General features: G+C 75.1%; 2 protein-coding genes. Both read left to right on the top strand.

Annotation, left to right across the window (positions count from 1 at the left end; genetic code table 11):
- The coding region (locus ACIRJT_RS38655; RefSeq protein ID WP_403919287.1) for an SDR family NAD(P)-dependent oxidoreductase at positions 1-10125 on the top strand (10125 nt) is incomplete at its 5' end.
- Positions 10126-10141: 16 nt separating this feature from the next.
- Positions 10142-11862 (top strand): type I polyketide synthase (locus ACIRJT_RS38650; protein WP_403919285.1); only part of this gene is annotated, 1721 nt, incomplete at its 3' end.

Below are 11862 nucleotides of genomic sequence, written 5' to 3'. Positions count from 1 at the left end.
GTGGGCCGTGCGTGGGAGCGCGGCCTGGAGGTGGACTGGTCGGGTGTGTTCCCGGGGGCGCGGCGCGTCGAGCTGCCGACGTACGCCTTCCAGCGGCGACGTTACTGGCTGACGGCCCCCGCCGCCGTCCCGGCCGCCCCTGCCGAGGACCGCTGGGACGACCTGGAACTACAGGACCCCGCCCAGCTCGCCGAAACCCTCGGGGTCGGCCGTGAGGCCCTGGACGAAGTCCTGCCCGCCCTGGCGACCTGGCGCTCCGCCAGAAACCGTGAGCGGAGGGCGGAATCCTGGCGCTACCACGTTGCCTGGGCACCTCTGTCGGTCGCGCCGGCGGACGGCCTCGCCGGTCGCTGGCTCGCCCTGCGCCCCGAGGGCGACGACGCGGCGGCCGTCCTGGACACCCTCGGCGCGGCCGGAGCCGACGTCCTCCCCTGCGTCGTCGCCGATCCGGGCGCGACCCGCGAACAACTGGCATCCCTCCTCACACAGACCGTGGGGGAGCAGCCGATCGCCGGCGTGCTGTCGCTGCTCTCCTGGGAGGAGCGACCCCACCCCGAATACCCCGACCTGCCCGGCGGTCCGGCGCTGAACCTCGCGCTGGTCCAGGCGCTGGAGGACACGGGCGTCGACGCCCGGCTCTGGACGCTGACGAAGGGAACGGCGGTCCTGGGCGGCGCGGAGCGGCCCGGACACGTCGGTCAGGCCGCGTCGGCAGCCCTGGGCCGGACGCTGGCACTGGAGCACCCGCACCGGCGGGGCGGTCTGGTCGACCTGCCCGAGGCGCTGGACGTACGGGCTGCCCGCCGCCTGTGCGCGGTGCTCGCGGGAGCCGCGGCCGATGAGGAACAGGTGGCGGTGCGCTCCACCGGGGTCCACGGACGCCGTCTCCGGCCCGCCCCTCCGTCCGTGCCGCCGAAGGCCCGTGAGAACGGTCCGACCGCCGGGCCACGGCCCCGATGGCAGGGCACGGTCCTCGTCACCGGTGGCACCGGTGGAGTCGGCTCGCACACGGCGCGCTGGCTTGCGGGCCAGGGCGCGCAGCGGCTGCTCTTGGTCAGCCGTCGCGGTGCCGACGCACCCGGCACGGACGCGCTGCGGGTGGAACTGACGGCGCTGGGCGCCGAAGTGGCCTTCGCGGCCTGCGACGTCGCCGACCCGGCCGCACTGGCGGCGCTGGTCGCCGACATCCCGGCGCGATACCCGCTGTCCGCCGTCATCCACGCAGCGGGAGTCCTCGACGACGGTGTGCTCGACGCGCTGGACCCCGCGCGGCTCGCCGTCGTGCTGCGCGCCAAGCTGACCGCCGCACGGAACCTGCACGAGGCCACCGCGGGTCTCGACCTGTCGGCCTTCGTGGTGTTCTCGTCGGTGATGGGTGTCGTGGGCAACGCCGGGCAGGGCAACTACGCGGCCGCCAACGCCGCCGTCGACGCACTCGTCGCCGCCCGCCGGGCGGCCGGGCTGCCCGGCACGGCCGTGGCCTGGGGCGCCTGGGCCGGGCCGGGCATGCTGGCGGACGATGTCGCCGCGCGACTGCGGGACTTCGGCATGCCGGTGATGGAGCCCGAAACGGCCGTGACCGCGATCGGCCGGGCACTCACGGAGGACGACGCGCTGGTCGTGGTCGCCGATGTCGACTGGCGGCGCTTCACCGCGGGCATGGGCCTGCGGTCCGCCGCCCTGCTCGACGGGATACCGGACCCGGCCGCGGCGACGCCCGTCCCAGACCCGGCCGTACCGCCGGCGGCCCGGGAAGGCGGCGGCTCCGCCGACGCGCTGCGGCAGCAGGTCACCGTACTGCCGCGCCACGAGGACAGGGTCAGGACCCTCACCGAACTGGTGCGCACCCACGCGGCGACGGTCCTGCGCCACCCCGACGTCGACATGGTCCAGCCCGAGAAGGCTTTCTCCGCGCTCGGCTTCGACTCGCTGACGGCGGTGGAACTGCGCAACCGGCTCGTCACCGCCACCGGACTCGCCCTGCCCGCCACCGTCCTGTTCGACCATCCCACACCGTCGGCACTGGCCGACCGTCTGCTCGCGGACCTGGACCTGCGGGGCGCGGCGAGCGGCACGGCCGGCACCGCCGGGACCGGGGCGGGCCGAGTGGTGGAGTCCGGCAGCAACGAGCCGATCGCGATCGTCGGCATGGGCTGCCGCTTCCCCGGCGGGATCGCACACCCCGAAGACTTCTGGCGCCTGCTCTCGGAGGGCACCGACGCCGTCGGCGACTGGCCGTCGAACCGGGGCTGGGACACCGAGGGCCTGTACGATCCGGACCCCGACCGCGCCGGCACCACGTACAGCAGGCAGGGCGGCTTCCTGCACGACGTCCCCGAGTTCGACGCGGAGTTCTTCGGCATCTCGCCGCGCGAGGCCCTGGCCATGGACCCGCAGCAGCGGCTGCTCCTGGAAACCGCCTGGGAGGCGGTCGAGGGCGCCGGGCAGGACCCGACCGCGCTGAAGGACCGGCAGGTCGGCGTCTACATCGGTACCAACGGCCAGGACTACTCCGCGCTGCTGGAGGGCGCCGAGGGAGTATCCGAGGGCCATCTTCTGACCGGGAACACGGCCAGCGTGCTGTCAGGGCGGCTGTCCTATGTTCTCGGCCTCCAGGGGCCCTCGCTCACCGTCGACACCGCGTGCTCCTCGTCGCTGGTGGCGCTGCATCTGGCCGTGCAGGCACTGCGGCGCGGTGACTGCGAGCAGGCCCTTGCGGGCGGGGTGACCGTGATGAGCACCCCGCGGCTCTTCGTGGAGTTCAGCCGTCAGCGCGGGCTCGCCGAGGACGGACGGTGCAAGGCGTTCTCGGCGGAGGCGGACGGCACGGGCTGGGGCGAGGGCGCCGGAGTGCTGCTGCTGGAGCGCCACAGCGACGCCCTGCGCCAAGGCCACCCCGTACTCGCGCTGATCAGTGGCACCGCCGTGAACCAGGACGGCGCCAGCAACGGGCTCACCGCCCCCAACGGCCCGTCCCAGCAGCAGGTCATCCGCGCCGCCTTGGCCGACGCCGCACTACGAGCCGACCAGATCGACGCGATCGAGGCCCACGGCACCGGCACAAGGCTCGGCGACCCCATCGAAGCGCAGGCGCTCCAGGCCGTCCACGGACCGGCCCGCCCGGCGGACCGTCCGCTGTGGCTCGGCTCGGTGAAGTCGAACTTCGGACACACCCAGGCGGCGGCCGGGGTGGCCGGGGTGATGAAGATGGTGCTGGCCATCCGCCACGGCGAACTGCCGGGAACCCTGCACGTCGGGACACCGAACCCGCACGTCGACTGGTCAGGCGGTGGCATCCGCCTGCTCACCGCGCGCACCCCGTGGCCGGAGACCGGGAGCCCGCGTCGCGCGGGCGTGTCGTCGTTCGGCATCAGCGGCACCAACGCGCACACGATCATCGAGCAGGCGCCTGTCATCGCGGTCGTGCCCGCCCCGGCCGGGACCGGCACCCGGGACCGGACCGCCACCTCGGCCGTGCCCACCTCGGACACCGCCGCCACCGCCGCGATGGCCATCGCGGCGGTCACCGCCACCCCCACCGCCCGCCGTACCGGCCCACCCGTGCCGCTGCTGCTCTCGGCCAGGACACCAGAGGCCCTGCGGGCGCAGGCCGGCCGGCTGGTGAGCCGACTCGATGCCGACCCGGACGTCGAACTGGTGGACGTCGCCTACTCGCTCGCCACGGGACGAGCCCCGCTCGAACACCGGGCCGCCGTCCTGGGACGGGACCGGGTGTCCGTCCGGCGCTCTCTCACCGCACTCGCGCGCGGCACGGCAGCGGGCCGACTGCTCACCGGCGGCGCCGTACGCTCCGGCCGGACCGCCTTCCTCTTCCCGGGACAGGGCAGCCAGCGGGCCGGAGCGGGTGCTGAGCTCTACCGCGACGACCCGGTGTTCGCCGACGCCCTCGACGAGGTGCTGACCGGCTTGGACCCGCATCTTGACCTGAGCCTGCGCGACATCCTGTTCGCCGGGCCGGGAACCCCGGGTGCGGACCTGCTCGACCGCACCCGGTACACGCAACCCGCGTTGTTCGCCCTGGAGACGGCGCTGTTCCGGCTCGTACGGCACTGGGGTGTGCGGCCCGACCTGCTGATGGGGCACTCCATCGGCGAACTCGCCGCCGCCCACGCGGCGGGCGTGCTGGACCTGCCCGACGCCTGCGCGCTGGTAACGGCCCGGGGACGGCTGATGGACGAACTGCCCGAGGGCGGGGCGATGGTGGCGGTGGAGGCAACCGAGGAGGAAGTGCGCCGGGCCCTGCTGGACGACCGCACCGGGCACCCCGTCCCGGTGCGGGAAGCGGTCCGGGACCCGGATCAGGACCCGGGCCGGGAAGCGGTGGACATCGCCGCCGTCAACGGGCCCACCTCGGTGGTCCTGTCCGGTGACGCGGACGCGGTACGGCGCCTGGCCGGGGCGTTCCGCTCCCGAGGACGGCGCATCCGCCGTCTGAGCGTGAGCCACGCGTTCCACTCCTCCCGGATGGACGGGATGCTCGACGCCTTCCGGGACGTGGCCGAGTCGCTGACCTACCACGCGCCCGAAATCGAGATTGTCTCCAACCTGACCGGGCGTACGGCCACGGCCGCGGAACTCCGCTCCCCTGACCACTGGGTACGCCACGTCCGGGGCACCGTGCGCTTCCTGGAAGGGGCCCGTCGGCTGCGGGACGAGGGCGCGACGACGTACCTCGAACTCGGACCGGGCGGCGTGCTGTCCGGCATGCTCCCCGCCTGCCTGCCCGACCCCACCGCCACTCCCGTCCCCGGCGGCACCGGGACGGTGCCGCTGCTGCGCGACGGCCGTGGCGAGCCGGACGCGGTCCGCACCGCACTCGCCTCGCTGCACCTGCGCGGCGTGCCGGTGGACTGGTCGGCGGGCTGGAGCGGCACCGACGTGCGGCGGGTCGACCTGCCGACCTACGCCTTCCAGCGCAGGCGTTTCTGGCCGGAAGCCGCCCTGGACCCGGCCCCCGCCGCCTGGCGCCGCCGGAGGACCGCGGTCCCCGCCGGCCCCCACCGCTACCGCATCGCATGGGAGCCGCTCACCGCGCCCGCGGAGCCACGCCTCTCCGGTCGCTGGCTGCTCGTCACGCCGGACGGGCCCGGCGCCGAGGACACCGCACTCGCCTGCGAACAGGCCCTCGCCGGACATGGCGCCGACGTGGTCGTAATCCGGATCGGCGCCGCCGTCGAACGCACTGAACTGGCATTGCTGTTACCGGAGTTCGGCGCCGTGGATGGCATCCTGTCCCTGCTGGCCCTGGCTGAGGGGCCCCACCCGGGCCTGCGGACGCTCGACGCGTGCCTGACCGGGACCCTGCTGCTGCTGCAGGCACTGGGTGAAAGCGGCATCGACGCACCGCTGTGGTGCGCCACCCGCGGCGCGGTGGCGGCCGACGGCACGGAGGAGGTCAGCCCCGAGCAGGCCCAGGTGTGGGGCCTGGGCCGGGTGGCGGCACTGGAGCACCCACTGCGCTGGGGCGGCCTGGTCGACCTGCCGGACCTGCTGGACGGGCCCGCGCTGGACGGGCTGTGCGCGGTGCTGGCCGGACGGGACGGCGAGGACCAGGTGGCCGTACGCACGCCGGTACCGCTGGGCCGCCGGCTCGTCCCCGCGCCGGAGCCCGCGACCCCCGCGCCCGCACCGTGGACGCCGCGCGGCACGGTCCTCGTCACCGGCGGCACCGGCGGCCTCGGCGCCCAGGTGGCGCGCTGGCTCGCGGTGCGCGGCGCGGAACACCTCGTCCTCCTGGGCCGACGGGGCCCCGAGGCTCCCGGAGCCGACGAGCTGATCGACGCTCTGGCGGCGCTCGGCGCCCGGAGCACCCTACTGGCCTGCGACGTTGCCGACCGCACCGCGCTGGAACGGGTCCTGGAGCGGCTGCACGACGAGGGCGACACCGTACGGGCCGTGGTGCACACCGCGGGACTCACCTCGGACACCGCGCTGATGGACTGCACGCCGGAGGAACTGGCCCGGCGGACGGCGGCCAAGACGCGCGGCGCGGCCCACCTCGACGCCCTGTTCGAAGGCCGCCCGCTGGACGCCTTCGTGCTGTTCTCCTCGATCTCGGGCACCTGGGGCAGCGGCGGCCAGGGCGCGTACGCGGCGGCCAACGCCTACCTGGACGGCCTCGCCGCGGCGAGGCGTGGCCGGGGCCTGACGGCGACCTCGGTGGCCTGGGGCCCCTGGGCCGGCGCCGGCATGGCCGACGGCGCCGTGGGCGACGGCCTGCGCCGCCACGGGCTGGTGCCGATGGCCCCCGCGGCGGCGCTCTCCGCGCTCGGCCTGGCGCTGGCCCTGGGCGAGGGTGAACCCGTCGTCGCCGAGCTGGACTGGAGCCGCTTCGCGCCCACCTTCGGTTCGGTGAGGGACAGCGCGCTGCTGCGCGGCCTGCCGGCCGTCCCCGAGCCCCGGGCGGCGCACGGCGGCCCCGCGGCGGCGGACACCTCCGCCGGGTCCGGACCCGGTACGGGCGGCGACCCGTCGTGGCTGCACCGGCTGCACCGGCTGTCCGAGCCCGAGGGTCGCAAACTGCTGACGGAGCTGGTCCGGAGCGAGTCGGCCGCGGTGCTGGGCCACGAGTCGGCCGTCGGCTTCGCAGCCGACCGCCCGTTCCGTGAGGTGGGCTTCGACTCGCTCACCGCCGTCGAACTCCGCAACCGGCTGGTCGCGGCCACCGCTCTGCCGCTCGCGCTCACCTCCGTCTTCGACCACCCGACGGCAGCCGCCCTCGCCGCGCACCTCTTCGCCGGGCTGAGCGGCACGGAACCGGACGCCGACGGCACGACCGGCACGGCCGGGCCCGCGGCGGCCGACGAGCCCCTGGCGATCGTCTCGATGGCCTGCCGATTCCCGGGCGGCGTCCGCTCGCCCGAGGACCTGTGGCGACTGGTGGCCGACGGAGTGGACGCGGTCGCCGCGCTGCCCGCCGACCGCGGCTGGTCGCTGGACACCCTCTACGACCCGGACCCCCTGCACCCGGGCACCTTCTACACCACCGGCGGCGGATTCCTGGACGGGGCGGCCGAGTTCGACGCGGAGTTCTTCGGCATCTCCCCGCGTGAGGCACTGGCCATGGACCCGCAGCAGCGACTGCTGCTCGAAACCAGCTGGGAGGTACTGGAGCGGGCGGGACTCGATCCCGCGTCGGTACGCGGCAGCGAGGGCGGCGTCTACGTCGGCGTCGCCGCCCAGGGCTACGGCACCGGCCCGCAGAACCCGTCCGACGAGGTCGAGGGGCACCTCCTCAGCGGCACGGTCACCAGCGTCGCCTCCGGCCGCGTCGCCTACACCCTCGGACTCGGCGGCCCCGCCGTGACCGTGGAAACGGCCTGCTCGTCCTCGCTGGTGGCACTGCACCTGGCCGGCCAGGCACTGCGCGCCGGCGACTGCTCGTTCGCCCTGGTCGGCGGCGCCGCGGTGATGGCGAGCCCGGACGTCTTCGTCGAGTTCAGCCGTCAGCAGGGCCTGTCGCCCGACGGCCGCTGCCGCTCCTTCGCCGAAGGGGCGAACGGTACGGGCTGGGGCGAAGGAGTGGGCGTACTGCTCGTGGAACGCCTCTCCGACGCGCGCCGCCTCGGGCATCCGGTCCTCGCCCTCGTACGGGGCACCGCGGTGAACCAGGACGGTGCCAGCAACGGCCTCACCGCCCCGAGCGGCCCCGCACAGCAGCGGGTGATCAGGACCGCTCTGGCCACGGCGGGACTGTCCGGCGCCGATATCGACCTGGTCGAGGCGCACGGAACCGGCACCGTGCTCGGCGACCCCATCGAGGCGCAGGCCCTCCTGGCCACCTACGGCCAGGACAGGCCCGCCGACCGACCGCTGTGGCTGGGGTCGCTGAAGTCCAACATCGGGCACACCCAGGCCGCCGCCGGAGTCGCCGGGGTCATCAAGACGGTGCTCGCGCTGCGGAACAGCGTGCTCCCCGGCACCCTGCACGCACAGGAGGCGTCCAGCCGGGTGGACTGGTCGGCCGGCGCGGTCCGGCTGCTCGCCAACACCCGCCCCTGGGACGTCCCGGACGGGGACCGGCCGCGCCGGGCCGGAGTCTCCGCGTTCGGCATGAGCGGTACCAACGCCCACGCCATCCTGGAGGAAGCACCCGCCGCCGAGGCCCCACTGCCCCGAGGCACGTACGGCGAACCGTCCGAGGACTCCGGGACCACGGTTCCGTGGCTGCTCTCCGCCATGACCCCCGCGGCCCTGCGCCGACAGGCACGCCGCCTGGGGGAGCACCTGCGGGCCGACCCCGACGGGGACGCCGCCGGACCGGCCCGCGCGCTCGCCACCACCCGCCCCGCCCTGCCCTTCCGGGCGGCCGCCACCGGCCGCGGCCGCGACGCGCTCCTCGGCTGGCTTGACGCCCTCGCGGCGGGAGAACCCGCGCCCGACGCCGTGCGGGACCGGGCGCGCGGCGGCCGCACGGTCTTCGTCTTCCCCGGCCAGGGCTCGCAGTGGGCCGGCATGGCCGTGGCGGCGCTCGACACCTCCGAGGCGTTCGCCGCCGCCATCGCCGCCTGCGAACGGGCGCTAGCCCCCCACACCGACTGGTCCCTGACCGAGGTGCTGCGCGGCGTGCCCGGCGCACCGACGCTCGACCGCGTGGACGTCGTCCAGCCGGTGCTCTTCGCCGTGATGGTCGCGCTGGCCGCGCACTGGCGCGACACCGGGGTCACCCCGGACGCGGTCGTCGGACACAGCCAGGGCGAGATCGCCGCCGCCTGCGTCGCCGGAGCGCTGTCGCTCGACGACGCGGCCCTCGTGGTGGCGCTGCGCAGCCGGGCACTGCTGAGGCTGGCTGGGCGCGGCGGCATGGTGTCGGTCGCCGCGTCCGCCGAGCGGACCACGAGCCTGCTGCCCGCCGGCGGACGCGTGTGCGTGGCCGCGGTGAACGGCCCCGGAGCCGTGGTCGTCGCCGGGGAGTCCCAGGAGCTGGCCGCCCTGCTCGCGGCCTGCGACCGGGAAGGCGTACGGGCCAAGGCGATCCCGGTGGACTACGCGGCCCACTCGGCCCAGGTCGCCGAGATCGAGGACGAACTGCGCGAAGCCCTCACCGGGATACGCCCCCGCGCCTCGGCCGTCCCGCTCCACTCGACGGTGACCGGCGAACCCGTCGCCGGAGAATCGCTCGACGCCGCCTACTGGTACCGCAACCTGCGCGAGCCGGTCGACTTCGTCGGAGCGGCCCGCACCCTGCTGGAAGCGGGTCACACCCTGTTCGTCGAGGTCAGCCCGCATCCGGTGCTGCTCGCCGGGATCGAGGCGGTGGCCGCGGAGGCCGGGCGTGAGGTGTCGGCGGTCGGCACGCTGCGGCGCGGCGACGGTGGCCGGGACCGGCTGCTGGCCTCACTGACCGAGGCGTGGGCGGCCGGCGGCGGTCCGGTGGACTGGTCGCCCTGGACGGGGGTCTCGGTCCCGGGCGGCCCGGCACCCCTGCCGCTGCCGACGTACCCCTTCCAGCGCGACCGGTACTGGCTGCCCACACCGGGCCGGACGGCCTCCTCGGCCATCACCGGGGTACCGGTCGAGGGTGTTTCGGAGGCCGCGGGCGACGACGACGGCGCCCCCGCCGTACGACTGGCCGCCCGGCTGGCCCCGCTGGACCGGCAGGCACGCCGTCAAGCGGTACTCGACCTGGTCATCCGGCACGCGGCCGCGGTCCTCGGCCACCCCGGATCCGGTCCGGTGCGCCCGGAACGCTCCTTCTCCGAGGTCGGCTTCGACTCGATGCTCGCGGTGCGGTTCAGGAACGTGCTGTGCGAGGCCACCGGGCTGACCGTCCCGCCGACGGTCGTCTTCGACCACCCGACGCCCGAGGCGCTCGCCACCTACCTGGACGCGGAGCTGACCGCCGCGCCCGAACCGCCCTCGCCGCTGCTGGCCGAGCTGGAACGGCTGGACGCGCTCCTCTCGGCCGTTCCGCCCGGAGCGGCCGACACCGACGGGGTCGGCGAACGACTGAACGAACTGCTGCGCGGCTGGGGCCGGCGCGCCGACGCGTCGGACGGCGAGGCTCCACCGCCCGGGCCGGTGGACGACACCACCACGGCGACGGAAACGGCGACAGCGGACGAGCTGTTCGCCCTGCTCGACAACGACTTCGGCAATTCCTGAGAGAGAGCTGGCACTGATGTCCGACGACAAGAAGCTGCTCGACTACCTCAGGCGTGCCACCGCGGACCTCGGCGACGCCCGCAGGCAGCTGCGCGAAGCCGAGCAGGCCCGCCACGAACCGATCGCCATCGTCTCCATGGCCTGCCGCTACCCCGGTGGCGCCCACACACCCGAACTGCTGTGGGATCTGCTCTCCCGGGGCGCCGACGCGGTCTCCGCCTGGCCGGTCAACCGCGGCTGGGACCTGGAGGGCCTCTACGACCCGGACCCCGAGCGGCCCGGTACCTCCTATACCCGGCACGGCGGCTTCCTCCACGACGCGGCCGATTTCGACGCGGAGTTCTTCGGCATCTCGCCGCGCGAGGCCCTGGCGACGGACCCCCAGCAGCGGCTGGCGCTGGAGACCGCCTGGGAGGCGGTCGAGCGGGCCGCGATCGACCCCCGCACGCTGCGGCGCACCGGCACGGGTGTCTTCCTCGGGGCGATCGGCAACGGCTACGGCGCGGGCTCGCGCCACCTCCCCGACGTTCAGGGCCTGTTGGACACCGGGACCGCGAGCAGCGTCGTCTCCGGCCGGATCGCCTACACCCTGGGCCTGGAAGGGCCCGCGGTGACCGTGGACACGGCCTGCTCCTCCTCCCTGGTCGCCCTGCACCTGGCGATCAGGGCCCTGCGGGCGGGCGACTGCACGCTGGCCCTGGCCGGCGGGGTGTCGGTGATGGCGACCCCCGACGCGTTCGTGGCGTTCAGCCGCCAGCGCGCGTTGTCTGCCGACGGACGGTGCAAGGCGTTCTCGGCGGAGGCGGACGGCACGGGCTGGTCCGAGGGCGCCGGTGTAGTGCTGCTGGAGCGTCTGTCGGACGCCCGGCGCAACGGGCACCCGGTGCTGGCCGTCATCCGCGGTTCGGCCACGAACCAGGACGGCGCGAGCAACGGCCTGACCGCGCCGAATGGACCGTCGCAGCAGCGGGTGATCCGTGCGGCGTTGGCGGATGCGGGGTTGTCGGCGTCCGAGGTGGACGTGGTGGAGGCGCACGGAACCGGCACCACCCTCGGCGACCCCATCGAAGCCCAGGCGCTCCTGGCGACGTACGGGCAGGACCGTCCGGTGGACCGGCCGGTGTGGATCGGCTCGCTGAAGTCGAACATCGGCCACACCTCGGCGGCGGCCGGAGTGGGCGGCGTCATCAAGATGGTGCTGGCGATCGAGCACGGCGAACTGCCCAGAACCCTGCACGCGGACCGGCCGACGCCCATGGTGGACTGGGCCTCGGGAGCCGTGGCAATCCTCTCCGAGGCCCGCGCCTGGGACGACTCGGAACGCCCGCGCCGGGCGGGTGTGTCCGCCTTCGGCGTCAGCGGCACCAACGCCCATCTGATCCTGGAACAGGCCCCGGCGGAGGAAGCCGAACCGGAGGCCGAACCCGCGGCCGGCGGCGATGCGCGTCCGCTGCCCTGGGTGCTGTCGGGGCGTACCGACGAGGCGCTGCGCGACCAGGCGGCCCGGCTGCTGGCACACCTGAGCGCCGGCCCAGGACCCTTGCGTGCCGCCGACACCGGCCGCGCCCTCGCCCTCACACGTACCGCCTTCGAGCGGCGGGCCGTGGTCGTGGGAACCGGACCGGACCGGCTGATCGACGGCGTGAAGGCGCTGGCTGAGGGCCGGTCGGTGCCGGGGCTGGTGCGGGGCGGCGGTGTGTCGTCGGGTCGTGTGGTGTTGGTGTTTCCGGGTCAGGG

Source organism: Streptomyces sp. NPDC102283 (assembly GCF_044766265.1).
Classification (GTDB): Bacteria; Actinomycetota; Actinomycetes; order Streptomycetales; family Streptomycetaceae; genus Streptomyces.
This window is presented reverse-complemented; position numbering and strand designations above follow the sequence as displayed.